We start from the raw sequence: 24,913 nt of genomic DNA, 5'->3' as shown, positions 1-24,913 counted from the left end.
GGATTGGTTAACAGGTGGGGAAGGTGGTGTTACTTCACCGTGCCGGTCTGGCGATCAGAGAATTTGCGCAGCGGGAACCTGTGCAGTTTATTGTCCGGGGTGTCGAAGTCGCCGGGGGCCTTGCCCTCAACCACGTCGCCACGGGCGTGCTTACCCGCAGAGTCAGCCCTCTCGAAGTCGCCGGGGGTCTTGCCCTCAACGACATCGCCACGTGTGTGATCGCCCGGGCCATCGGCGGGATAGCGCTCATTGTCGTCCGCCACGGCAGGTTCTGATGCGACGGTGGTGTCCGCATCGGACCGTACGGCTCCTCCCGGAGCGCCTCCGCCCACCCCGGAGTTGGCGGCGTTGCTCGGTGATGTTTCAGACACGATGTTGAAATCCGCTTCCTTGTGGGCATGACCGGGTGCCTGGTCGCGGGGTGGATCCTGCGCATCGGCAGCGAGGTCCGCGTCCCTGCGACTGGTGGGATCAGTCTGGGTGAGAGGGGCATCTGCATGGGTGCCGTCCAGGTGGAAGTAGTCGGCATCCTGGGCCTCGGACAGGCCGTAGTGTGCGTAGACCCTGTCTTCCTCATGGGCGGTCAGTCCATTGTCTGCGTCGATGTCGGGCGCGTCCTTGACGGCGTCCTTGCTGAAACCGAGATTGAGTGACCCTGCACTGAGGGAGGAGCCCCTGAGTGGAACCAGGCTGGAGGACAGGCCGAAGAGACCGTGGTTGACCTCCACGAATTTCGGCTGACCACTCCTGTCGTCCAGAAATACCTCATTGACCGAACCGAGCTTATCGCCTGATCTGTCATAGGCTGTGGCATCAAAAAGTTCGCGGATCTCGTTCTTGTTGGGCATTGCGTCTGTCATGTTCTTTCCTTTCTCGAAGGGGGTTACCACGCTGGGAATCGTGATGGTTATTAGAAGTTTCCGGTGTGTTCTTTAGCGCCTGAATTTGCTGAGACGGATTCTCTCAGCCTCTGCCCGGTCATCGGCTGCGTCACGCGCCGCTGTGGTCGCATCATGGGGAGCCTCTGCACGGTTGACCTTGTCCGCATAGGGATCACCTGAATCGCCGGGGCCGGCGCTATCAGCGACTGGGGCCTTCAGACCCACTTCGTCGCCATCAGGGAGTTCAGGCATGACAGGGTGGAAATAATCGGCTGCAGCCTCCTTGCTCAGACCGTAATGAGCAAGAATCGTCTCGCGTTCTTCACTGCTCAATCCGAAGTTCGGATCGATATCGGGAGCATCCTTGATGGCATCCTTGGAGAACCCGAGGGTCAGGGTGTGGCCCTTCAGCCGGGATCCGCGCAGTGGCACGATTCCAGTGTGTCTGCCGAAGAGCCCGTGGTTTACTTCCACGAGGACTGGCAGCCCGGTCGAATCGTCGGTGAAGATGCCGTTGACCGCTCCCAGCTTGTGTCCATCCTTATCATGAGCGATGGCATCCAGGAGGGCGACAATCTCATACTTGGTTGTATGTTCAGACATGATCTTCCTTTGTTCGCGGGTATCCGTTAACGCCACCGTAGGCTCAAAAGCAACTGTTATTAATCCGTTATGCCCATTTAGTGTCTGCATGACTGGATACCGCAGAAATACGATCTGAATAAAATCAAATTGTGACCTGAATCATGGTTGGGTGGTGTGGCATCTCCCGGGGCAGGCTGGAAAACGACCGCCGACAGCCACGGCGTCAGTGCGATCAGGGAAGAGGAACCCCCGTAGAAACCTCATCATCGCCGTGTGGTTCGACGGTCGGGTAGACAGGGAGGCGTGAAGCGTCTCTTGGCATTGGCTCTTGTCGTCCCCGTTCTCGTGGCCTGCAGCGGTGAACCCTCCGGCGAGGCCGGGAACGGGGTGGCGGGGGAGGCGTCGTTAAGCTATGCGGCCTTGGGGGATTCCTTTGCCGCCATGGGTGGACGTGATCAACCGCTGCGGGGCGAACCATTCTGCCTTCGCTCGGCGGGTAATTATCCGGAGCTCGTCCATGCAGATGTCACTGACATGTCGTGTCAGGGGGCGGTGACCGATGATCTTCTTCGTCCCCGAGCAACCCCTGATGGACAGCTGCCAGCACAGCTGGAAGCGCTGGATGTAACCACCACGCTGGTGACCCTTTCCATCGGCGGAAATGATCTGGGGTTCGGGGACGTAGCTGGATGTATCAGCAGCCAGATGCGCCAGACCGGACCGACACCGTGCGTGGAGCAGTGGGAAGCTGTGATAAACCAGCGGATGGAGGCAATTCCGGACAAGCTGGACCGGGTGCATGAACAGATCAACGAACGTGCTGGACATGCTCAGGTGGTGGTCACCGGTTATCTGCCTCTGGTGGCCGCCGGCGACTGTCCGGAGTTGGCAGGGGTGTCTGAAGCTGATCAGAACTGGGCCGTTTCCCTGACCGCGGAGATCAACCGGGTGGTGGAGGAAGCTGCGCACCGGCACGGCGCGGACTTTGTGTTACCCGACTCTGCAGAGGATCACACCGCCTGCGCCGCTCCCGAACAGCGGTGGGCGGATATCCGGGGTGCGGAGACAGATGCCTATCCTCTTCATCTGACCTCCACCGGGCACGAGGCGATGGCTGAAGCAGTGCGGGCGGTCCTGGACAACTGACGAAAAAACCGCTCCGGCAACGAGAATCCTCCCATGGATCACACGAGAATCACATGGGAGGATGAGAAGTAGCTAGCGGCGCTCAGTTCTGTCTAGCAACGTCTAGCAGCGTCTAGCGGCCGGAGAACCTGCGGAGACGGATTCTCTCCGACTCCGCTACGTCGTCGGCGGCATCGCGCTGAGCAGTCTTGCCATCTTCTGGTGCCTCGGCGGCTTGTCCCTGGGCTGCGAAGGTATCGCCTGGCAGGGCGGTGCCGGTGGACTGATCCAAGATGCCCACATCCGTGGCGTCTGGCTGCTCGGGGATCTCCGGGTGGAAATAGGAGGCATCCTCGGCATCGGTCACGCCGTAATGCGCGAAGACATCATCCTGCTCGATGGTGCTCAAGCCATTGTCAGGGTTAATGTCCGGGGCATCCTGGATGGTGTCCTTGGCGAACCCCAGGTTCAGTTTGCTGGCTTCCAGTCGGGCACCCCTGAGTGGGACGATGCTGGAATTGCGCCCAAACAGTCCGTGGCTGACTTCCACAAACGTGGGTAAACCTGTGTCGTCGTTGAGGAATACGCCTTCAACGGCTCCCAGTTTGCTTCCGGAGTTGTCATAGGCGTTGGCCTGAAGAAGAGAAACAATCTCATACTTGTCGGTGTGCTCTGACATGAGTTTCCTTTGCTGTGGGGGATGGATAACCCCACCATAAACAGATTGGTGCCGACCTTTCCCCTGGCATTCCTGCATCCAGCAATGGAGCTGTTGTCACCCCGTTAATAAGCGGGTGGATCTGCTTCTACCGGAGGTGGAGAACATCAGTGGTGAGACTTCTTTTCTGCCCGCCGGACATGTTGAACCCTGGGTCATGGCACGGGGTGGGGCGGCGGTGGTGGCGCGTCTTCCAACAGTGAATAAAATTGCTCAACTGGGAGTGTTCGTGGTCACATTGCAAGAGATGGCTGGTGCGCTCGGTGTGGTCTGCGGTGTGGCGCGGGGCCTGAAAACGGCGACATGCCCCACTCCGGCCCTGTGGGAAGGGCGCGTTATCGGAGAGGGGCATGCGCGCCGTGAGGCGGGATGTCTAGCAGTCGAAATACATCTCGAATTCCTGCGGGGTCGGGCGCAGGCGGACCGGGGTGATCTCGTTGTCATACTTGTACTGGATGTAGGCCTCGATGAGGTCCTCGGTGAACACATCGGACTCGGTGAGGAAGTCGGAATCCTCCTGAAGGGCCTTCAGTGACGCCTCGAGTGAGGTCGGGGCCTGCGGAATGGAGGCAGCCTCCTCCGGCGGGAGCTCATAGAGATCCTTGTCCACCGGTGCATGGGGCTCGATGCGGTTCTTCACACCGTCCAGGCCGGCCATCATCATGGCGGCGAAGCCCAGGTATGGGTTGCCTGATGGGTCCGGAGCACGGAACTCAATGCGCTTGGCCTTCGGGTTGGAACCGGTGATTGGGATACGCACGGCAGCGGAACGGTTGCGCTGTGAGTACACGAGGTTGATCGGAGCCTCGAAGCCGGGAACCAGGCGGTGATAAGAGTTCAGCGTCGGGTTGGTGAAGGCCAGGACGGCGCCGGCGTGGTGCAGGATGCCGCCGATGTAATAGCGGGCGATATCGGAGAGACCCGCATATCCGGACTCATCGTGGAAGAGTGGCTTGCCGTCCTTCCACAGGGACTGGTGGGCGTGCATACCGGAACCGTTGTCACCAGCCAGTGGCTTCGGCATGAAGGTGGCGGCCTTGCCGTGCAGAGCGGCAGTGTTCTTGATGATGTACTTAAAGGTCTGGATATCATCAGCCGCATGCAGCAGGGTGTTGAAGCGGTAGTTGATCTCCTGCTGGCCACCGCCGACCTCGTGGTGGAAACGCTCGAGGTGGAAACCGGCATTGCGCAGGTTGCCCACCATCTCATCGCGGATGTCCACGGTCTGGTCATAAGGTGCGACGGGGAAGTAGCCACCCTTCATGCGGTTTTTTGAACCGGTGTTCGGGGTGCCGTCCAGGTTGGTCTCACGTCCACGGTTCCACCAGCCCTCGTTGGTATCCACCTGGTAGAACGCGGCGTTGACATCGGTGGAGTAACGGACGGAATCGAAGAGGTAGAACTCTGCCTCGGCGCCGAAGTTGCAGGTATCCGCAATGCCGGTGGATGCCAGGTACTGCTCGGCCTTGCGCGCCACATTCCGTGGATCGCGGGAGAATGCTTCGCGCGTGAAGGGGTCGTGGACAAAGAACTTGATGTTCAGTGTCTTGGCCTTGCGGAACGGATCAATCTTGGCGGTGGCCAGATCGGGCAGCAAGTTCATGTCGGATTCATCGATGGTGGTGAAGCCACGGATGGAGGAACCGTCGAAGGCCAGGCCCTCCTCCATCGCATCCTCGTCGAATGCAGAGGCCGGGATGCTGAAGTGCTGCTCGGTACCGGGAAGGTCGGTGAATCGAACGTCCACGAACTCAACGTTTTCATCCTTGATGAACTTGGTTACTTCTTCCGGGGTGTTAAACGCCACGGTAACTCCTCATTGACATGGGCGGTCTGGATATCTGCGCGCCGGGCAAGCTGACGTGCATCTGGTCTGGCTTAGTAGACTCAACTGCAAACGTCGTCCTTGTGACAGAAACCAGTATAGGGCATTATCTGTCGATCTATCAAAACTTTTTTGAGAACCTTCGCTGACCATCGTATACAAGCTCAATCTGAGCGAGCCGGCATCGAGAGAACCATCCCTTCCCCCTACCTCCAGTCAGTGGTGGGATGCGTCGCATTATCCCGTTTCCCCCACGATGCGTTTCCTGTTTGTCGTTCCGTTGGATAGATTGAATAGCATGGCGAAACCGAGAAGAAGCTGGCTCGATGGTCCCGAGATTCCGGCGGATTATGATGATCCCGATGCACCCGGACGGTGGCCCGGTGAAAAACTCGGCCTCCCCGAAAAGGGGAAAGGATCCCTGGTCTCTGTCGCGCGCAGAATCGGTGGTGTGTGCATCGACTGGGGTGTCTCCTGGATCCTTGCCATCGTGCTCACCAACTTCACCGATTTCCTCGGTGATGTAGCCACCTCCACCCTCATCATCTTCGTGGTGATGGGTTGGCTGAGCGGCTGGTTCTTCGCCCGCACCCCCGGCCACGCGATGCTCGGCATGGGTATCGCCCGCGTGGATGCCGTGGACCGCGTGGGCTGGTGGCGTGCCCTGGCGCGTTCGGTGCTCACCATCTTCATCCTGCCCGCAGCCATGGTGGATACGGACGGACGCGGCCTCCACGATAAGGCCACGGGCACCGCGATCATCCGCGGTTAAAAACCGCTTATCGACGCCTAACCACACCCCCCCGTGGCAGGCAGATCTATACGAGAAGAAACAGCAGTACCTGGGCTGCGATGATCTTGGCCACCATGGCCAGTGGATATACCGATGTATAACCCATGGCGGGAAGTTCATTCCGGGTAGTTTCCGAAACATAACTCAACACAGCCGGGTGCGTCTGGGTTCCCGCGAGGATACCCGCGGTCTCCCCGAAGGGGATGCGCATGATTTTGTAGCCGACCAACAGCACCACCACTGACATGAACAGTGTGAGCAGTGCACCCGCCCCGATGATGAGCAGGGATTCCGGATCGCCGAGTGCGGAGCGGAAACCCGCTCCGGCGGTGGTACCGATTGCAGCCAGGAACAGGGTGATCCCCAGCTGTCGCAGAGCCAGGTTCGCACTGTAGGGGATTTGCCACACCACCTTTCCGGTGCGACTGAGTGCTCCCAGCAGCAACGCCACCAGGAGGGGGCCACCTGCGTTGCCCAGGGACAATGCACTGCCACCGGGAAGCGGGAACTCGACCATTCCCACCAGCACACCGAGCGCCAGACCCACCACCAGCGGGATGAGATTGAAATCAGCCAGGCGCCGGTAGGAATCACCGAAGATATGGGTGGCTTCATCAATCCTCCCGGTGGGAGCTACCACGCGTACCCGGTCGCCCAGCTGCAGGGTCATCTCAGGATGGGCAACCAGGTCGGCATCACCACGCCTGATGCGGGTGACCAACATGCCGCGCATCCGGTGACGAAGCTTATCCAGCGGCACCCCCACCATGGATTCATCGGATACGAAGATACGCCGATAATCCAGATCCACATCACTATAGGGGTCACCGTTGGCAAACTCGCCGATGTGGGATATCGCCCGATCCAGTTCCTGGGCGGTGCCCACAACCGTCAGGATATCGCCCCGGCGGGTGCGGTCACCCTCCTCAGGGATGAACTGCTCATCCTCGCCGTCCCGTTCCACACGTGAGACGATCACCTCCAGGCGGAGCAGCTCCGGGATGTTGTTGATGGCGGGGAGATCATCACGGGTCACCCGGATGCGTCGTCCATAGAGCTCCTGAACAGCCACACCCGCATCCTCTGCTTCCTTTTGATGATTGACCTTGAAGATGCCGCCGACGATGGCGATGGCGAGGATGACCACCAGTACGCCCAGGGGATAGGTCAGGGAATAGGCGACAACAGGAAGTTCGAGGATACGAGAGGTTTCGCCTGTATCGGCGTGGATAAGCGCCGGTAGGGCATCGACCACCGCGGCCATGGCCGGAGTGTTGGTCAATGCACCGGTGAGCATGCCGGCGCCCGTTGCCGCTTCGAAGTCGAAGAGTTTGATGAGCAGCCATGCCAACGTCGTGGTGGCCACGATCGCCCCGAGCGCCAGGCCGTTATTGCGCAGCCCCGTGGACCTCAGCGACTTGAAGAATTCTGAACCGGACTCCAGGCCGATTGTGTACACGAACAACGCCAACCCGACCACATAGATCAACGGCGGAACAGTGATGTCCGGTTCAATCGTGGAAAAGGCCAGACCGACGAACAGCACCGCAGCCACCCCGAGGCGAAACCCGAAAATTTTGATTCTGCCGAGCAGGAGTCCGATGCCCATGATTGCGACCAAAGCCAATAGTTGGTTTTCTACAAATAAGCTCACGGCATCAATGATCGCATGTCAGCGGCATTATTTCGCCCGATCGCAGGTCTGATAAAACAACATGGGACGCACCCCCCACGATGGAGGGTGCGCCCCATGAAACCAGGCGATGACGCGGAGGGTGGTAGCCCTACTGCTCGCCCTTGCGCTCAGCCTGACGACGTGCGCGACGGTTCATACCGGACATGCTGGCACCCTTGGGTAGCGGCCCCTTCGGCAGGGCAGCACCCGGGGTGTTACCGAGGTTATCCATGGCTTCGATGCGTGCCGCCAGGGATGCCACTTCGTTCTTCTTGTAGTTGCGGGGCAGCTTCACCAGTTCCCGCTGCAGCTTCGCGATCGGAGTTTCCCCCTCACCGGTACCTGTGATGATCTCATAGACCGGCACACCCGGTGCGACACGGTTGAGACGTTTGCGCTGCTGCGCCATCAACGGCTTCAGACGGTGGGACGCACCCTCACCGACCAGGACCACACCGGCCAGACCGATGACGCGGTGTACAGCATCCATCTGGGTGGTGACCGCAACAGCTGTCTTGGTACGCCAGGTCATGCCAACACCCGAACGGAGGTTCTCCACAGCCCAGCCTGCGGCACCGGCCTGATCCTCAGCGCGCTTGTACACATCCCGTTCCACCCGGCGGGTGAAGATGAACATCGCTGCGACGATACCGGCGACAATGCCCACCGGGAGCATCCACCACTGGCCACCCCAGATCATGCCGAGGAGGAAGAGGATCAGAGGGATACCCAGGATCGCCAGCAGCATCAGCGGGATAAGAGCCTTATCCTGCTTGCGCTGCATGTTGAAGACCTGCCACATCTGTGAGCGGGTTTCCTTACGACGGGCCCTCTTTGCTGCTGATACTTCTTTTTTGGCGGCCTTGGCCGCCTGCTTCTTCGCGTCTGCCATGCCCTTAACAATAGGTGATGGAATCGGGCTTGCGAAAACAGGGACACGCCAACCCACCTGGGAGGTGTGGCTGGGAGCGATAACCCCGGAATGGGAAACGCTCCCTTCTCCGTTGTGGGGAGAGGGGAGCGCCGAACAACCAGAGAATTAGTTGCGTGAGACCACCGGAACGTCCGTGGAGGCGCCGTAACGCTCCAGCAGGGAGGACGCTTCCTGGGTGGTGGGGCCTTCCGTCGTTTCAGCAAGGTGGGAGAGATTCTCCGGGAGGACCTCACCACGGAACTTCAGGGCCTGGGCGTAGAGCTTGCCGGCGCGGTAGGACGAGCGGACCAGTGGCCCAGACATGACTGCGGCGAAACCAAGATCATAGGCCTCCTCAGACAGCTCGACGAACTCCTCAGGCTTGACCCAACGCTCAATGGGATGGAACAGGGGACCCGGGCGCAGGTACTGGGTGATGGTGATGATGTCGGTTCCGGCAGAGTGCAGATCACGCAGCGCCTCGGAAATCTCCTCGCGGGTCTCGCCCATGCCCAGGATCAGGTTGGACTTGGTGACCAGACCGAAGTCCCGTGCCTGACGGATGACATCGAGTGAGCGATCGTAGCGGAACGCCGGGCGGATGCGCTTGAAGATGCGGGGCACGGTCTCCAGGTTGTGGGCAAACACCTCAGGACGGGATTCGAAGACCTCCTGCAGAAGATCCTTCTTGCCGGAAAAGTCCGGGACCAGGTTCTCCACACCCGTGTTCGGGTTCAGCTCGTGGATCTTGCGGACAACCTCGGAGTAGAGCCAGGCTCCCTCATCAGGCAGGTCATCGCGGGTGACACCGGTGATGGTGGAGTAGTTCAGACGCATTTCACGGACAGACTCAGCCACGCGCAGCGGCTCACCACGGTCCAGCGGCTCCGGACGGGCGGAGTTGATCATGCAGAAATCGCAACGACGGGAGCAGTTGGCACCACCGATGAGGAAGGTGGCCTCACGCGACTCCCAGCACTCATGGATATTGGGGCAACCGGCTTCCTGACACACCGTGTGAAGTGAGGAGCTGGCGACCCGCTCCTTCATGTCTTGGTACTCAGGGCCGTTCTTGACCTGGTTCCTGATCCAACGGGGCTTGGTCTCAATCGGGGTTTCCGAGTTCCTGGCCTCGACGCGGAGCAGTCGACGTCCTTCAGGTGCGATAGTCACAGAAGCAACCTTACATCTTTCAATATCGGTTAATAATTCAGGATGGTGGCGCTGGCACTGGTAGGCACCACGGTCACCATGGGGTTTAAATAGGTTCAACGTTGGGACGATGCCCGGGAATTCCCCCGGCTACCCCCGTTTAGGCTGCACCCTGGTGGGGTCGGGGGCGGTGGCGAAGCTGTGATCCGCCACGATCAGACGACCCGCCAGGGCATCATCCAGGGCATCAATCAGCGGTTGGATGGGTTCCGCAGTGGTGACCTCCCGGTCGAGTTCCCGCGAGAGTGTGGTCAGACCTGCATCCTCGATCCCACAGGCCACGATGTGCTCATAGAACTCCAGGGTGTTGTCGCAGTTCAACGCCAGACCATGCATGGTCACCCCGCGCGTGACGCGGATTCCCAAGGCGGCGATCTTGGAATCGTCCGAACCATCATGGGCGGGAACCCACACACCGGAACGTCCATCCACCCGTCCGGCATCGGGGATGCCGAACTGACGGACCACCTGGATGAGCGCCTCCTCCAGCCGTCGGACATAATCCACCACATCGATGGGCTCAGCCAGCTTGATGATGGGGTACATGACTAACTGACCGGGTCCGTGCCACGTGATCCTCCCGCCACGGTCCACATCAATGACGGGGAGTCCGTTGGTTGGCCGATCCTCCGGCTGGGTTCGCTTTCCAGCGGTGTAAACGGAGGGGTGTTCCAGAACCAGGATCTGATCATTGATCTCATCGCGGGCCCGCTTCCCGGCGAGCTGTGCCTGGATGTCCCAGGCCTTCTGATAATCGATGGTTCCGAGGTGCTGAATCTCGATGGGGGAATCGGAGGCCCTGATGGACCGATCAGCAGGGAAGAAAGGGTCACGTGGTGCAGTCATGATGGATTCCACACTACCCGGTGAAGGTGATCAGACATCAAAAGAACCGCTGGCCATCAGGCCAGCGGTTCTTTTGAATCAGCGTGTGACGTGCTGGTGGGAGACTAGAGCTCCAGATCGCCCTCGAAGTTGGCGGTCTCCAGGCGGTCCTTGATGGTGGTCAGGAAACGACCGGCATCGGCGCCGTCCACAACCTGGTGGTCGTAGGTCAGCGGGAGGTTGACCATCTGGCGGATGGCGATGGAATCGATGCCGTCCTCGGTGATGACAACCGGACGCTTCACGATCGCACCGGTACCCAGGATTCCAGCCTGTGGCGGAACCAGGATCGGGGTATCAGAAAGCGCGCCCTCAGAACCGATGTTGGTGATGGTGAAGGTGCCACCGGACAGATCGTTCGGCTTCAGCTTGTTGTTGCGGGAACGGTCAGCCAGATCCACGATGGCCTGGGCGATCTCCGGGAGGGAGAGGTCCTGGGCGTTGTGGATGACCGGGGTAAGCAGGCCGGCAGGGGTGTCCACGGCGATGGCCATGTTCACGGAGGCATGGTAGGTCATCTCCTTGGTCTTGGCGTTGTAGGACGCGTTGACGTTCGGGTGGGCAACCAGGGCCTCAACAACTGCCTTGACGAAGAACGGCAGGTAGGTCAGGTTCAGACCGTGCTTCTCCTGGAAAGCTGGCTTGCTCTTCTTGCGCAGCTCGGCCACACGGGTCATATCAACCTCATGCAGCTGGGTCAGCTGTGCGGAGATCTGCAGAGCCTCGACGGTCTTCTTCGCGGTGATCTCGCGGATGCGGTTGACCTTCTGGGTGGTGCCACGCAGCTTGGCCTTCTCCGGATCCACAGACTTGGTGGATGCAGCGGACTTCGGTGCGGCGTCCTTGGCAGGTGCGGACTCGCCGGAGGCGGCAGCCATGACGTCCTGCTTACGGATACGGCCACCGATGCCGGTGCCCTCGACAGTGTTGAGATCCACGCTGTGCTTCTCAGCCAGCTTGCGAACCAGAGGAGTCACATACGGGACATTGTCGCCGGATGCGGAAGGAGCAGCCTTCGGAGTTTCCTTCTTCGGCTCCTCGACCTTCTTGGCCTCATCACGGGTCACGTCAGGGGTTTCGGCCTTGGGGGCTTCTTCCTTCTTGGGCTCTTCCTTCGGTGCTTCTTCCTTGGCAGCTGGTGCTGCGTTGGCATCGCCGATGCGGGCGATGACGGCGCCGACGTCCACGGTGTCGTCCTCGTCAGCGAGGATCTCCACGATGGTGCCTGCTACTGGGGAAGGGATCTCGGTGTCGACCTTGTCGGTGGAGACCTCGAGCAGTGGCTCGTCGACCTCGACGGTGTCGCCAACAGCCTTCAGCCACTGGGTGATGGTGCCTTCGGTAACGGACTCGCCAAGTTCTGGCATTTCCACGTCGGTGGCGTCGCCGGAAGCGGCCGGTGCGTCAGCCTCTTCCTCCTTAGGCTCAGGGGTTTCGGCCTTGGGGGCTTCTTCCTTCTTGGGCTCTTCCTTCGGTGCTTCTTCCTTGGCAGCTGGTGCTGCGTTGGCATCGCCGATGCGGGCGATGACGGCGCCGACGTCCACGGTGTCGTCCTCGTCAGCGAGGATCTCCACGATGGTGCCTGCTACTGGGGAAGGGATCTCGGTGTCGACCTTGTCGGTGGAGACCTCGAGCAGTGGCTCGTCGACCTCGACGGTGTCGCCAACAGCCTTCAGCCACTGGGTGATGGTGCCTTCGGTAACGGACTCGCCAAGTTCTGGCATTTCCACGTCGGTGGCGTCGCCGGAAGCGGCCGGTGCGTCAGCCTCTTCCTCCTCGGGCTCCTGCTCTTCAGCAGGTGCTTCCTCTGCTGGAGCTTCCTCTTCCTCTTCCTCTGCGGCTGGGGCATCTTCGCCCTCTTCGCCGATAATCGCGATGATGCCACCGACGTCAACGGTGTCGTCCTCTTCTGCCTTGATCTCAAGGATCACGCCAGCAACCGGGGAAGGGATCTCGGTGTCGACCTTGTCGGTGGAGACCTCGAGCAGTGGCTCGTCGACCTCGACGGTGTCGCCAACAGCCTTCAGCCACTGGGTGATAGTGCCTTCGGTTACTGATTCGCCCAGCTCGGGCATCTCTACGGAGAACGCCATTATTTAAGACTCCTCGCAAGTCATGTCGTTAAATCGGAAACTAATACCCAAAGAATACCGACTTGGTTTGTCCAGTGTGGACTTTGGGTCATTTGAGGCCACGAAGTTGCCCCCTACAATTGGATACGTGTTCAACTTATTCGGCCGGAAAAAGCCTCGTTCCAATCTTCGCCCCGCCCGCGGTCCCGGGGACACTGTCCGCCCTGAGGACCTTGCGTTCCTCCAGGAATGGCTCCGGGGCAGGCCGTTTGTGGAAGCCTTCGTTGAGCCAGAGACGCTGGTCAATGAAATGTCGGTAGTTTTGGTTGATGAAACAGGAAACTTTGTTCGTCGCCGCATCGGTGGACCGAAGGGTATCGATGTGATCATCAAGAAACTCGGCATTCCGGTGTACGACGTCGAAGAGACAGGTTACCCCCAACGGATGCGTGAAAGAATTGAGTATGAGCGCATCCTCCGCAAACGTGAAGAGCAGAAAGCCCGCCGCGAGAAGTTTGATCGCGGCGAGCATCCGGGCTTCTAAGGGAGTTTAGTTCTCCGCGATATCGCTGAGAACCTGAACAAAGGTGCGGACTGGTTGTCCGGTTGCCCTCTTGGGGGTGTAGCCATAGGGGGCAGCGGTGTTGAATGCTGGACCTGCAATATCGACGTGGGCCCACTCGATGCCCTCGCCGACGAACTCCTGAAGGTAGCGGCCTGCCGCGGACATGCCCGCGAAGCGGGAGTTGGTCACGTTTCGCAGGTCTGCAACGGGTGACTTGACCTCTTCATCAAGCTCCTCCGGCAGCGGCATGGCCCAGGCCTGTTCGCCGACGGCACGACCGGTGGCGGCCACCGAATCACGGAATTCTTCTGTACCCATGACACCGGAGGTGCGCCCTCCGAGTGCAACCAGCTGTGCACCTGTGAGGGTAGCGGCGTCGATGAGGTAATCCGGGTTGTCCTCCGACGCCAGGGCCATGGCATCAGCCAGGATCAGACGGCCCTCAGCATCGGTGTTGAGGATCTCAGAGGTGATGCCACCGTAGTGGGTGATCACGTCACCTGGTCGGAATGCATCACCGGATGGCATGTTCTCCGCCATGGGGACGGTGGCGGTGACATTGACCTTCAGGTTCAACCGGGCAGCGGCGATGATGGTGGCGATGACTGCGGCCGAACCACCCATGTCGGAGATCATGTTGTCCATGTTGGCACCCGGCTTGAGGGAGATACCACCGGTGTCAAAGGTGACACCCTTGCCCACCAGGGCGACATGCTTGGATGCCTTGCGGTGCTTCCAGGTCAGGCGCAGTAGTCGTGGTTTACGGGAGGATCCGTTGCCCACCGCGAGGATGCCGCCGAAGCCCTGGGCAAGAAGTTGCTTCTCATCGAGGATCTCAGTCTCCAGGCCGTAAGCGGCAGCCTCATTGGCAGCGATGACCGCGTAAGACTCTGGGTAGAGGTGGGAGGAAGGGGAGTTGACCAGATCGCGGGCCAGAACCACGGACTCAGCGATCACCTGGGCTGCGACGAACTGATCCTTGTCACCGCCCATGAAATGGATGGCCAGTGGCTTATCTGCGTTGTCGTCGCCGTTCTCCTCATCCTTAGCCTTGCGGAGGCCCTTGTAGGAATAGGAGCCGAGGGCGAAACCGGTGACAGCAGCCTCCAGGCCCAGGTCACCGACAGTGGTGGCGACGTTCTCGAAACCATTCAGTGCACGGGCTGAAGTTCCTGTGGCACGACGGAGCTTTTCGTCGTCAAGCTCCTCGGCCTTGCCGAGGCCGATTGCAACAACCGGCGCACTGTCCTCGGCACCGGGAATGCGGGTGACCTCGTTGGCTTTGCCTTTGGCGCCGATCGACTCCAGCTGCTTGAGGATGGCGGACTGCTGCTTGGTGTTGAAGATGGAGTCAAGCGCGGCACCCCCTGCGAGTTCGAGGGAACCACCTTCACCGGCGAACACAGCAACGATGACGGCATCGGTGTTCTTGGGGAGTTTCTTGGTCAGTTTGAGGTCGGCGACACGACCACGGACCGGAATGGTGGCATCCTTGGAAACCTTGGCAGGTGCTGCGGTGCTAACGGCGTTCTTTGCCATAAAAGTGTAAATCCTCTCAGATAAAGCGGAGAGCCGCGTGGGTGGCGGCCACTGATTCTATTCTCCCAGCCTAGCCATAATCCCAACTGTTGAGACGGCAGGGCAGGGGAGGAACCAGGGAATGGGCAAGGATTTAGAGACCATCTGCTGAAGCTCTTCAGACGGCGGTGTAACTTAAAGACCATGACGTCTATTGAGTTCACTGTGACCCGTACCGAAAATCCGACGTCACCCGATCGCCTGAAGGAAATTCTTGCCGCACCGACGTTTGGCAAGTTCTTCACCGACCACATGGTGACCATCGACTGGACTGAGGGAAAGGGCTGGCATGATGCCGAGGTAGTGCCTTATGCTCCGCTCCCGATGGATCCCGCCACCACGGTTTTCCACTACGGTCAGGCGATCTTCGAAGGCATCAAGGCCTACCGCCATGAGGATGGCTCCATCAAGACATTCCGTCCGGAGGAGAATGCGCTGCGCATGCAGCGTTCCGCAGCTCGGATGGCCATGCCTGAACTCCCGGTTGACACGTTCATCAAATCCCTGGAACTCCTGGTGGATATTGATCAGGACTGGGTCCCCGCTGCCGGCGGAGAGGCATCCCTCTACCTGCGGCCCTTCATGATCTCCACGGAGGTGTCACTGGGTGTCAGCCCGTCGAATGCCTACAAGTTCATCGTCATCGCCTCCCCGGTCGCCGCGTATTTCTCAGGTGGCATCAAGCCAGTCTCCGTCTGGCTGAGCGAGGATTATGTGCGCGCAGCTCCCGGTGGCACCGGTGCAGCTAAGTTCGCTGGCAACTACGCAGCCTCCCTTCTCGCGCAGGCCCAGGCCCAGGAGAAGGGCTGTGACCAGGTGGTCTGGCTCGATGCGATCGAACACCGCTACATCGAGGAAATGGGTGGCATGAACCTCGGGTTCATCTACCGCGACGGCGATAAGACCAAGCTGGTGACCCCGGAGCTGTCCGGATCTCTTCTTCCAGGTATCACCCGTGACTCCCTGCTCCAGGTTGCCCGCGACCTCGGATACGAGGTGGAGGAGCGTCGCATCAGCACCAAGGAGTGGGAGGAAGACGCCACCTCCGGTGCCATGATTGAAGCATTCGCCTGCGGCACGGCAGCTGTGATCACCCCGGTGGGTACCGTGAAGTCCAATCACGGTGATTTCACCGTGAACAATAACGAGGCTGGCGACGCCACCCTGACGCTGCGTGAAACCCTCACCGGTATCCAGCAGGGCAAGGTCGAGGATCAGCACGGCTGGTTGTACACCCTGGTTAAGTAGGTTTGGCTGAAACCTTCACCGGTTGCCTGCATCGGTGGGCCTGCATTGGTGGGCCTGAATAACCCCACCCAGGGGGTTTCTTGGAAACTCCCGGGTGGGGTTTCTTTAACCCTGTGAACTGGTGTTTTGTGGTTTCGAGGCCCCCTTGTCAGTCCTGTGAACAGGACCGATGCGGTTAAAATCTGTCAGCTGTGTCCACCCCTCATGGCATTGTGGTCAGCATGACTGAAAATGAAAGCAACTCTGTAGACGACTCTGCTCCCAAGACCGCACTGGTTACCGGTGCATCAAGTGGCATCGGTGCAGCGGCCGCCCGGGCCCTGGCCGCCGATGGATGGAACGTGATCGTGGCTGCCCGCCGCATGGACCGCCTGGAGGAGTTGGCCGCGGAGATCGGAGGGACCGCCCACGCGCTGGACGTGACATCAGATGAGTCGGTTTCTGACCTCGCACAAGCAGTCGGAACTCTGGATCTGCTGGTCAACAATGCTGGCGGGGCAAAGGGCCTGGACAGCATCAGAGATGCCACGCTGGAGGACTGGCAGTGGATGTATGACACCAATGTGCTGGGTACTTTGCGCGTGACACGGGCTTTTATGGATTCCCTCGCAGAGCGGGATGGTCTGATCATCAACATCGGATCAATCGCAGGCCACACCCCGTACGTGGGCGGTGCTGGTTATAACGCGGCCAAACACGGTGTGGCCGCCATGACCAGGGTTCTGCGTCTGGAAACCCACACCCAGCGTCTGCGTGTCACGGAGATCGATCCGGGACGTGTGGACACCGAGGAGTTCTCACTTGTCCGTTTCGGCGGAGATGAACAGCGCGCCCGGGCTGTGTACCAGGATGTCCTCAACCTCACTGCGGAGGATATCGCCGAAACCGTCCGATGGGTTGCCAGCCTGCCCGCACACATGAATATCGACACGATGAGGGTGGTGCCGCGCGATCAGGTGTAGCGCGCCGATCAGGTGAGCGCCAACCAGCCTGAGACCGCAACGGCAAAGAGCACAGCGCTGACGGCGGTGCCGAGGTGAATGCCCGCCCCGATGCAGTCACCGTTGATGCCCTGGAATCTACGGGAGAGGTGTCGCGCACCAACCTCGGTGATCAGACATGCCACCAGTCCTGTCATCCCGACCACCCAGGCCAACGAGGCAGCGCCTCCCGCCACGGCAGCCACCACGGCCAACACGGTGAAAATCAGCCACCACGCGATGATCCACCTTGGTTTGACCGTGCCCACGACCAGGGCCCCGAAACCGGTGGGGGACAGTGGAATTCTTCCTGAGCGTGCCACCACCTGGCCCGCCACCCGGCCCAGGGGCGGGAGGAAGAACACCAGCCAGGACACACCGTTGTCGATCAGGGACATCACGGCCGCAATCTGGAGCAGAAGAGAGAATGCCGCGGCGGAAAAGCCGAATAGCCCTGTGTGTGGATCGGCCAGAATCTCCCGTGCCCGCTCGGGGGCCGCGTAGGAGCCAAGCGCATCCGCCACGTCTGCTAAACCATCCAGGTGCATCAGACGGCTGAGCAACTCCCACATGATGACCACCAGCACCGCAGATAACAGCGGCGCCACACCCAACAGCCCCAGGAGCGATAACAACGCCACGGCGCAGAGCCCGAATACCACCCCCACGATGGGGGACGCGGCCATCATCCTCGCCCCGGTCACCCTGTCGAAAGCGGTGGCTCCGCGAAACGGCAACACGCTCAGCCAACTCAGGGCGGTAGTCACCCCTTCGATCACGGCCGGGCCGTGTTCACCCTCCTCAAAGGAGGCCTTACCCGACATCTAGGCGATCGGTGTTCCCGTGGCAGTGATGCTTGTCGACGCCCCGGCCTCTCCGATGGCCGCCGTCTCCCCGGTGTCATCTCCGGCATCAGTGCGGTCGTCGACGTTGGCGGATTCCATCGTGCTCATATCGATCATCAGATCAACAGCTGCCTTCACCAACGGCAGGGAGGCCGCAGCCCCTGACCCCTCACCGAGGCGCATGCCGAACTCCAGCAGGGGGGTCAGTCCGAGAGCGTCCAGTGCCACGCTATGCGAAGGCTCAGGGGAACGGTGGCCGGCGATGAACCAGCGGCGTGCTCCGGGGGCCAACTTGTTGGCCAGCAGTGCCGCAGAGGTGACCACCGCGCCGTCGAGGATGACAGGGGTCCGGCGGACAGCTGCCTGCGCGATGAAGGCAGCCATGGCGGCCAGGTCGGGGGAGGAGATCGTCCGGGCGACAGCAATCGGATCCTGACGCAGGTGGCGGGCACGGAACATGGCATCACGGATCGCGCTGACCTTCCGCTTCCATCCCTCATCGTCGATACCGGTGCCTCGACCAACCACCACCACCGGCTCAGCGAGGGTGAAGGTACCGATCAATGCTGCGGCCGGGGTGGTGTTGCCGATGCCGAGATCACCGGGAATGAGAAGATCAGCTCCGGAATCAATCTCCTGGTCCGCGATGCGCTTGCCGATCTCCAACGCATGGATGACCTGTTCTTCTGTCATCGCGTCCTCGACGTCGATGGAACCGCAGGAGCGGGAGACCCGTTCATCCCCGAAGGCCTCATGATCGAGTGAAATGTCTACAACACGCACCGAGGCACCCGCCGCCCGGGCAAGGACGTTGATCGCGGCGCCCCCGTTGTGCATGCTGTCCGCCATCTGCAGACTCACAGAGGACGGAAAGGCGGACACACCCCTGCTGGCCACACCATGATCACCGGCGAACACCACGATGCGTGCCCGTTCGATTCTCTTCGGTGGGACCTGCCCCTGACACGCCGCGATGAAACAACCGATCTCCTCCAGCCGCGACAGGGAACCCACCGGTTTGACCAGTGTGTTCTGATACTGCTGGGCCTCAGCAAGAACCTGCCGATCAGGGAACTCCACACGCGCAAAAAGTTCTGCCGGAACCATCACTAACTCCTCCACATCGGGCAAGATATTAAACCGTTTTCAACTCTAGTGGCAGGCCCGCTACCACGAGCACCACCCTCTCGCATACGGCCGCCAACCGCTGATTCAGGGTGCCGATCCGATCACGGAACACCCGCCCCGACCGGTGTTCCGGGATCACCGCCAGTCCGACCTCGGGACTGACGATCACGAGGTCCCCGCCGGAGTAGGTGGTAACCCGGTCCACCAGAGCGTCTATTCGGGCATCAAGCTCCGCGGAGTCCTGCTCCCAGGCTGCAGAGCCACAGTCATCCGTGGTGTGGGTCAGCCACGTGCCCAGGTCGTCGACAAGCATGGTTGTGGGCGTGGGAACGCCCAGAAGCGTGACCAGGTCGCGCCGGTCTTCGGTGATCCAGCTCGCCGGACGGCGGGCGGCGTGCAGGGCGATGCGTGCCGCGAAGTCCGCATCCCCCGGCCACGGTCGGGCTGTGGCCACATAAACGACGGGGCCGGGCCCGGCGATGTCTTCCGCGAAGACGGATTTTCCGGACCTGGCCCCACCGAGCACCAGTGTGCGCATTATCTAGACGTCAGCGCCCAGCTCAACACGCGGGCGCGGGGTGCGCCACTTGCGTGGCTGCACCGCGCGGGAATAGGAGTAGTAACCCAGGCCGAACCCGGTTTCCGTGGTGTCCGGGAACTTCGCACGCACCGCCTTATTCACACGACGGCCGATGTTGATGCCCTCGATGAGGAATACCAGCATCAGCAGCATCGCGAACATGGACGCCGTGGCGGCGAATTCTGGGAAGAAGTTTCCAACGAGCATGATCACCAGCAGGGCCAGCGCCACCGGCATCACGAAGTTGGCGACGAAACGACGCGCATCCACCCAGTCACGGGCGAAGCGACGTACCTCGCCCTTATCGCGGGCCATGAGGTAGGCATCTTCACCGCGGTCCATGGCCGCCTGGTGCTCACGCTGACGCTTGATCCGAGCGTCCTTTTCCTGCTGCTTATAGGCCTTGTATTCGTCCTTGGACATGGAGGCCTTGAACTCCTTGCGCTTCTGACGCGCCTGTCCGTAACTCTCTGCGGGGGCCAGCGACTGACCACCGATGATGCCGCGTTCCAACTCCACATCTCTACGCCTCGGAGTGGGACGTCCCTTGGGCGGGGTGTAGCCCTTGGGTAGCTTCTGCTCTCCGGCGCCCGGATCGGTGCCAGGACCGGTGGCTGCATCGACCTGGTCGGCTGAAGAAGCGGCGGAGGCATCGCCCTTCGTGCCTGATGACTGCTTGTTTTTATCCCACGGAAGTTTCACACACATCAGGCTACAAGGAAATGTGGTGAATCCGGGAATAGGGGTGTCATAAACGCTGTTGGAAGGAGACAAGGATCAAGGGATGCGCCGATCGAGGACATTATCCCCGACACCTATCGCAGTAATAATTAAATGCGGAGAAACTCTCATTTACTCTGCCCTGTGTGGTGGGTAGTCTGGGAGTCATCACAACTTCAATGGCCTGGTCTGCATGTTCTCAGCAGTCAACCTCGCCCACCGAAACGGTGGGCGGCGATGATACCCAGGCCGGGGGAGTAGACTGCATGCCAACAAAGATGTTCAGGCCCCGGAAGGGGTCAAAAAGTTTAAGGAGACTACAGCGATGACCGCTCCATCTACCAATACCGGCGTTATTATGACCGATGCTGCCGCTTCCAAGGCGAAGGCTCTCATCGACCAGGAGGGTCGCGATGATCTGGCTCTACGCATCGCCGTTCAGCCAGGTGGCTGCTCCGGTCTGCGTTACCAGCTCTACTTCGATGACCGTGCCCTTGATGGAGACAAGGAAGATGAGGTCGGTGGTGTCCGCCTGGTCGTAGACAAGATGAGCACCCCGTACCTGCTCGGTGCCCAGATCGATTTCTCCGACACGATCGAAGCACAGGGGTTCACCATTGACAACCCGAACGCCGGTTCCTCATGTGCCTGCGGTGACTCCTTCCACTAATTAAGAAGCCTCCCAGGTTCAGGTGGCTGCCTTCGCCGCCTGCCGGGAATGAAAAGACACTGCTCCTCCACCCAGTTTTCTCGACTATGGGTGGGGGAGCAGTGTCATTGGTACAGGGGCATTAGCGCAGTGTCATTGGTGCAGCGTCTGCCCGAGGTGTGCTGGGGTTGGTGCGCTGGGGTTGGTGCGCTGGGGTTGGTGCGCTGGGGTCGCCCCCGCGCGGTCCCAGCGGGCCGCGGGATTCGCGCACCACCTCAGGCGTGGGGCTGCGCGCTACAGCTCGACGGGGTAATCGCGTTCCTCGATCTGGGGATCGATACGGTTTTCCACGAAGATTCCATGCCAGACCATGAACGCCAGGACGGTCCACAGGCGGCGGGAATGGTCGGAGACGCCAGCACGGTGTTCGTTGAGCATCTCCAGGACAGCCTTCTTATTGAAGATGTCATCGGTCTGCGATTCATTGATGGTGTCCTGCGCCCAACCGAAGAGTTCATCACCGGCGAGCCAGTGACGCATCGGCACAGGGAAACCGAGCTTCTTACGGTGCAGAACATGTGGAGGGACGATCTGCTCAAGCGCCCGACGGAGAGCGTACTTGGTGGTTCCGTTGGCGATCTTCAGATCATGCGGGATGGTTTCGGCCACCTGGAACACTTCCTTGTCCAGGAAGGGAACACGCAACTCCAGGGAGTTGGCCATGTTGATCTTGTCAGCCTTGACCAGGATGTCACCGCGCATCCAGGTGAACAGATCCAGATGCTGCATGCGGGCGACAGGATCCATGTCCTTCGACTGGGCGTAGATCGGCGCAGTCACCTCACGGTGATCCCACTCCCTGCGCGCCCACGGAATGACCCGCTGCAGCTGCTCGAAGTTGAAGGAACGGGCATTGCCGTAATAGCGCTCCTCCATGGTCATGGATCCGCGCTCCAACAGTGATTTGCCCTTCATCCCATCAGGAAGAACACGTGAGAGGCGACCCAGGCCGCGACGCAACGGAGTGGGGATCTTCTCGAAAGGCGCGAGGGAGAGCGGTTCCTTGTAGATGGTGTAACCACCGAAGAGTTCATCTGCGCCTTCACCGGACAACACGACCTTGACGTGCTTGCGCGCTTCTGCTGCCACGAAATACAGCGGGACTAGTGAAGGGTCAGCTACCGGATCATCCAGATACCACATGATCTTCGGGATTGCGTCCGCGTATTCCTCGGGCGAGACAATCTTCACGATGTGCTCTGCGCCGATGGCCTCGGCGGACTCAGCGGCCACATCAACTTCCGAATAACCCTCGCGTTCGAAGCCTGTGGTGAAGGTGAGGAGGTTCGGGTTGTGCCGTTTGGCCAGGGCGGCGATGGCTGTGGAATCAATACCGCCTGACAGGAAGGAACCCACGGTGACATCTGCACGCATGTGCTTTTCTACAGAATCTTCAAGCACACGCGCGATCCGGTCGAAGAGATCCTGCTCCTTGCCCTTGGGGACAGCTTTCACTGGGAACCTGGGCTTGAAATAGCGCTTTTCGACGAGTTGCCCACCCGGAGTGATGGTGGCTGTACATCCCGACTCCAGCCGGCGGATTCCAGTGTGGAGGCTTTCAGGTTCAGGCACATACTGCAGATCCACATAATGCTCGATGGCCCGACGGTCAAGGCTCAGATCCAGACTCAGCTCTTCAGCCATCTCGAGGATGGACTTTTTTTCGGAGGCGAAGACGGTGCCGGCATCCGTTGTGGCATAAAACAAGGGCTTGATGCCAAACTGATCGCGCGCAAGGAAGAGCGAACGTTCCTTGGTGTCCCAGATGGCGATACCGAACATGCCACGGAGATGTTCAACAACATCTGGTCCCCAGTGGTGGAAACCAACCACGATTGGCTCTCCGTCACCTTCCGTGTTGAACGTATATCCCAGCTCCGTCAGGGTCTCACGCAGCTCAATGTAGTTGTAGATCTCACCGTTGAATGTCATCGCATATCGATCAGGCTCATCAACTGGACCCCAGCGAAGGGGCTGATGTGAATGCGCGATATCGATGATGGACAGCCGATTGAAACCAAATGCGGCATCGGCATCGTGCCAGGTGCCCGCATCGTCAGGCCCGCGATGACGCATGCACGGAAGTGCACGTTCGAGTGCGGGGACGAAGTCAGCTGCGTTCCCGTTAGCAGTCAGAATGCCTAAAAGGCCGCACATGTGTAAATGTCCTCCTGGGAGAGATAACGCACCGTATTTAATAGGGCGTGTCCGCGACTGCGAAACAGGGGCCGAGGGTGCATGGTGATCAACCTCTGCAACGATACTGGCGTGAGCGAGGTCCTGCGAAACCGGCTCGCCGGAAGTTTCTGCGAAATGGAAACGGGGAAGAACCCCGAACATTGACCTCAGGAAGAACTCGGGGCGCCGCAGCTGGCACGGTGGAGGGGCTGGCTGAGGGCCGGAACAGAGCCCGCACGGGTGGGTAAAGAGACCCCAGGTGGGGGCTGGGAAGCAGTTCCGGATGGGTAATGGACACTGAATATGCAGCTCATTCTCGAAACTCATGATGAAAGTGGGGGTAATGGCAGGCGGATTTCAAGGGCAACCAAAAGATTGATGGTGTGTGACGTGGGCAACAGGTGGGAAGGTGGCTTTGAGGCAAATGCTAGAAGAATCCCAGGTGTCCCTGCAGTTGAACGTCCTTTGAGACCCTTTCGTGAAGCTTTTCATCAGTAGGCTTCCGGGAAATGGAAGATATGGAAACGGCAGGCAAATAGGCTATTCTGCGTAGATAGAAATGACCGTAAGGTCTCTAGTTTTTGTGTGGACAGGAAGGCAGAACACACGTGGAACAGCAAAATAAGCGTGGTTTAAAGCGCAAGGCCCTGCTCGGCGGCGTCTTGGGCTTAGGTGGCCTCGCCATGGCAGGCTGTGATGTTGCCGCCCCAGGTGGCACTTTCGGCTATTTTCTCCGCATGGGTTGGCCAGACGGCATCACGCCCGAGGCGGTCTCCATGGGCAACTTCTGGTCATGGGTCTGGGTTGCTGCCTGGATCATCGGTATCATCATGTGGGCACTCATGCTCACCGCAATCTTCGCTTGGAATGCGAAGAAGGCCGAGAAGCGTGGAGACGGGGAATTCCCGAAGCAGCTCCAGTACAACGTTCCTCTCGAACTAGTCCTGACCATCGTGCCGATCTTCATCGTCATGATTCTGTTCTTCTTCACCATTCAGACCCAGGACAAGGTTACTGCCCTGGACAAGAACCCTGAGGTCACCGTTGACGTGACTGCGTATCAGTGGAACTGGAAGTTCGGTTACTCCACTGTTGCGGCAGACCTTTCTCCCGGCGGTCAGGAATACGTCGGTGTTGATGAGGCTCGTCAGGCGAATGCTGAAGCGTCCAAGGAAGACCCGGCTGGCAACAACCCGATTCACGGCAACTCCAAGTCGGACGTTTCCTACCTCCACTTCAACCAGATTGAAACCCTCGGTACCACCGACGAGGTGCCAGTCCTGGTTCTCCCAACCAACACCCCAATCGAGTTCAACCTGGCATCTGCTGACGTTGCGCACTCCTTCTGGGTTCCAGAGTTCCTGTTCAAGCGTGATGCATTTGCTCACCCTGAAGCGAACAAGTCTCAGCGTGTGTTCCAGATTGAAGAAATCTTCGAAGAAGGCGCCTTCGTCGGACGCTGTGCTGAAATGTGCGGTACCTACCACGCAATGATGAACTTCGAGATCCGCGCGGTTGACCGTGACTCTTTCGCTGAGTACCTCGACTTCCGTGACGCCAACCCTGAGGCAACCAACGCCCAGGCTCTTGAGCACATCGGTGAAGCTCCATATGCTACCTCCACCAGCCCGTTCGTCTCCGATCGCACCGGAACCCGCGACGGCGAGAACTTCCAGACTCCGGCATAAGAATAGGAAG

22 protein-coding genes are annotated in these 24,913 nt (G+C 59.9%); 7 read left to right on the top strand and 15 right to left on the bottom strand.

Annotated features, from left to right (window positions below; translation table 11 throughout):
• Positions 1-29: 29 nt before the first annotated feature.
• Positions 30-860, bottom strand: coding sequence for a PRC-barrel domain-containing protein (locus CFAEC_RS09485; RefSeq protein WP_290276316.1), 831 nt, complete (start codon positions 858-860; stop codon positions 30-32).
• A 72-nt stretch (positions 861-932) separates the two neighbouring features.
• On the bottom strand, positions 933-1,484 hold the full coding sequence (locus CFAEC_RS09480; RefSeq protein ID WP_290276314.1) for a PRC-barrel domain containing protein: 552 nt from the start codon (positions 1,482-1,484) through the stop codon (positions 933-935).
• 285 nt (positions 1,485-1,769) lie between these two features.
• Between CFAEC_RS09480 and CFAEC_RS09475 the strand changes: the two genes are divergently transcribed.
• Positions 1,770-2,612 carry an SGNH/GDSL hydrolase family protein gene (locus tag CFAEC_RS09475; protein WP_290276312.1) on the top strand — a complete coding sequence of 281 codons (843 nt, stop codon included), beginning with the start codon at positions 1,770-1,772 and terminating at the stop codon, positions 2,610-2,612.
• Between the two features lie 112 nt (positions 2,613-2,724).
• On the opposite strand, the gene CFAEC_RS09470 is transcribed toward CFAEC_RS09475, so the two are convergent.
• Together CFAEC_RS09470 and glnA are read right to left on the bottom strand one after the other, a co-directional pair.
• Positions 2,725-3,270 (bottom strand): PRC-barrel domain-containing protein, encoded by a 546-nt coding sequence (locus tag CFAEC_RS09470; protein WP_290276309.1) that lies wholly within the window; start codon positions 3,268-3,270, stop codon positions 2,725-2,727.
• A 412-nt stretch (positions 3,271-3,682) separates the two neighbouring features.
• The gene (gene glnA / locus CFAEC_RS09465; RefSeq protein ID WP_290276307.1) at positions 3,683-5,116 is read right to left on the bottom strand and encodes a type I glutamate--ammonia ligase; all 1,434 of its coding nucleotides are present in this window, start codon (positions 5,114-5,116) and stop codon (positions 3,683-3,685) included.
• Between the two features lie 316 nt (positions 5,117-5,432).
• Here glnA and CFAEC_RS09460 point away from each other — a divergent pair, with 316 nt between their 5' ends.
• A complete protein-coding gene (locus CFAEC_RS09460) occupies positions 5,433-5,906 on the top strand; it encodes an RDD family protein (protein ID WP_290276305.1) in 474 nt (157 codons plus the stop codon).
• Between the two features lie 46 nt (positions 5,907-5,952).
• Here CFAEC_RS09460 and CFAEC_RS09455 read toward each other — a convergent pair whose 3' ends face one another.
• The 5 genes from CFAEC_RS09455 to sucB form a co-directional block, all read right to left on the bottom strand.
• The gene (locus CFAEC_RS09455) at positions 5,953-7,581 is read right to left on the bottom strand and encodes an aspartate:alanine exchanger family transporter (protein ID WP_290276302.1); all 1,629 of its coding nucleotides are present in this window, start codon (positions 7,579-7,581) and stop codon (positions 5,953-5,955) included.
• A gap of 130 nt (positions 7,582-7,711) precedes the next feature.
• Positions 7,712-8,494, bottom strand: coding sequence for a DUF4191 domain-containing protein (locus CFAEC_RS09450; RefSeq protein ID WP_290276300.1), 783 nt, complete (start codon positions 8,492-8,494; stop codon positions 7,712-7,714).
• 147 nt (positions 8,495-8,641) lie between these two features.
• On the bottom strand, positions 8,642-9,688 hold the full coding sequence (gene lipA, locus CFAEC_RS09445; protein ID WP_290276298.1) for a lipoyl synthase: 1,047 nt from the start codon (positions 9,686-9,688) through the stop codon (positions 8,642-8,644).
• Positions 9,689-9,817: 129 nt separating this feature from the next.
• Positions 9,818-10,573, bottom strand: a complete 756-nt coding sequence (gene lipB / locus CFAEC_RS09440; RefSeq protein ID WP_290276296.1) for a lipoyl(octanoyl) transferase LipB — start codon at positions 10,571-10,573, stop codon at positions 9,818-9,820.
• A gap of 104 nt (positions 10,574-10,677) precedes the next feature.
• On the bottom strand, positions 10,678-12,705 hold the full coding sequence (gene sucB / locus CFAEC_RS09435) for a 2-oxoglutarate dehydrogenase, E2 component, dihydrolipoamide succinyltransferase (RefSeq protein WP_290276294.1): 2,028 nt from the start codon (positions 12,703-12,705) through the stop codon (positions 10,678-10,680).
• Between the two features lie 127 nt (positions 12,706-12,832).
• Between sucB and CFAEC_RS09430 the strand changes: the two genes are divergently transcribed.
• The gene (locus tag CFAEC_RS09430; protein WP_290276293.1) at positions 12,833-13,228 is read left to right on the top strand and encodes an oxidoreductase; all 396 of its coding nucleotides are present in this window, start codon (positions 12,833-12,835) and stop codon (positions 13,226-13,228) included.
• A 6-nt stretch (positions 13,229-13,234) separates the two neighbouring features.
• On the opposite strand, the gene CFAEC_RS09425 is transcribed toward CFAEC_RS09430, so the two are convergent.
• A complete protein-coding gene (locus CFAEC_RS09425) occupies positions 13,235-14,788 on the bottom strand; it encodes a leucyl aminopeptidase (protein WP_290276292.1) in 1,554 nt (517 codons plus the stop codon).
• 183 nt (positions 14,789-14,971) lie between these two features.
• On the opposite strand from CFAEC_RS09425, the gene CFAEC_RS09420 reads away from it, so the two are divergent.
• Together CFAEC_RS09420 and CFAEC_RS09415 are read left to right on the top strand one after the other, a co-directional pair.
• The gene (locus CFAEC_RS09420; protein WP_290276290.1) at positions 14,972-16,075 is read left to right on the top strand and encodes a branched-chain amino acid aminotransferase; all 1,104 of its coding nucleotides are present in this window, start codon (positions 14,972-14,974) and stop codon (positions 16,073-16,075) included.
• Between the two features lie 221 nt (positions 16,076-16,296).
• Positions 16,297-17,037, top strand: a complete 741-nt coding sequence (locus CFAEC_RS09415; protein WP_290276288.1) for an SDR family NAD(P)-dependent oxidoreductase — start codon at positions 16,297-16,299, stop codon at positions 17,035-17,037.
• 8 nt (positions 17,038-17,045) lie between these two features.
• Here CFAEC_RS09415 and CFAEC_RS09410 read toward each other — a convergent pair whose 3' ends face one another.
• The 4 genes from CFAEC_RS09410 to CFAEC_RS09395 are packed head-to-tail and all read right to left on the bottom strand — an operon-like array spanning position 17,046 to position 20,310.
• A complete protein-coding gene (locus tag CFAEC_RS09410; RefSeq protein ID WP_290276286.1) occupies positions 17,046-17,879 on the bottom strand; it encodes an adenosylcobinamide-GDP ribazoletransferase in 834 nt (277 codons plus the stop codon).
• Positions 17,880-19,007, bottom strand: coding sequence for a nicotinate-nucleotide--dimethylbenzimidazole phosphoribosyltransferase (cobT, locus tag CFAEC_RS09405; protein ID WP_290276284.1), 1,128 nt, complete (start codon positions 19,005-19,007; stop codon positions 17,880-17,882).
• Between the two features lie 28 nt (positions 19,008-19,035).
• The gene (locus tag CFAEC_RS09400; RefSeq protein ID WP_290276282.1) at positions 19,036-19,566 is read right to left on the bottom strand and encodes a bifunctional adenosylcobinamide kinase/adenosylcobinamide-phosphate guanylyltransferase; all 531 of its coding nucleotides are present in this window, start codon (positions 19,564-19,566) and stop codon (positions 19,036-19,038) included.
• 3 nt (positions 19,567-19,569) lie between these two features.
• Positions 19,570-20,310 (bottom strand): DUF3043 domain-containing protein, encoded by a 741-nt coding sequence (locus CFAEC_RS09395; protein WP_435384227.1) that lies wholly within the window; start codon positions 20,308-20,310, stop codon positions 19,570-19,572.
• A 343-nt stretch (positions 20,311-20,653) separates the two neighbouring features.
• Here CFAEC_RS09395 and erpA point away from each other — a divergent pair, with 343 nt between their 5' ends.
• Positions 20,654-20,998 carry an iron-sulfur cluster insertion protein ErpA gene (gene erpA, locus CFAEC_RS09390; protein ID WP_290276279.1) on the top strand — a complete coding sequence of 115 codons (345 nt, stop codon included), beginning with the start codon at positions 20,654-20,656 and terminating at the stop codon, positions 20,996-20,998.
• A gap of 273 nt (positions 20,999-21,271) precedes the next feature.
• Here erpA and asnB read toward each other — a convergent pair whose 3' ends face one another.
• Positions 21,272-23,194, bottom strand: coding sequence for an asparagine synthase (glutamine-hydrolyzing) (asnB, locus tag CFAEC_RS09385; protein WP_290276277.1), 1,923 nt, complete (start codon positions 23,192-23,194; stop codon positions 21,272-21,274).
• A 629-nt stretch (positions 23,195-23,823) separates the two neighbouring features.
• On the opposite strand from asnB, the gene ctaC reads away from it, so the two are divergent.
• Positions 23,824-24,903 carry an aa3-type cytochrome oxidase subunit II gene (gene ctaC / locus CFAEC_RS09380; protein ID WP_290276275.1) on the top strand — a complete coding sequence of 360 codons (1,080 nt, stop codon included), beginning with the start codon at positions 23,824-23,826 and terminating at the stop codon, positions 24,901-24,903.
• The last annotated feature ends 10 nt before the right edge of the window (positions 24,904-24,913 follow it).

This window comes from Corynebacterium faecale (assembly GCF_030408735.1).
Taxonomy (GTDB): domain Bacteria; phylum Actinomycetota; class Actinomycetes; order Mycobacteriales; family Mycobacteriaceae; genus Corynebacterium; species Corynebacterium faecale.
This window is presented reverse-complemented; position numbering and strand designations above follow the sequence as displayed.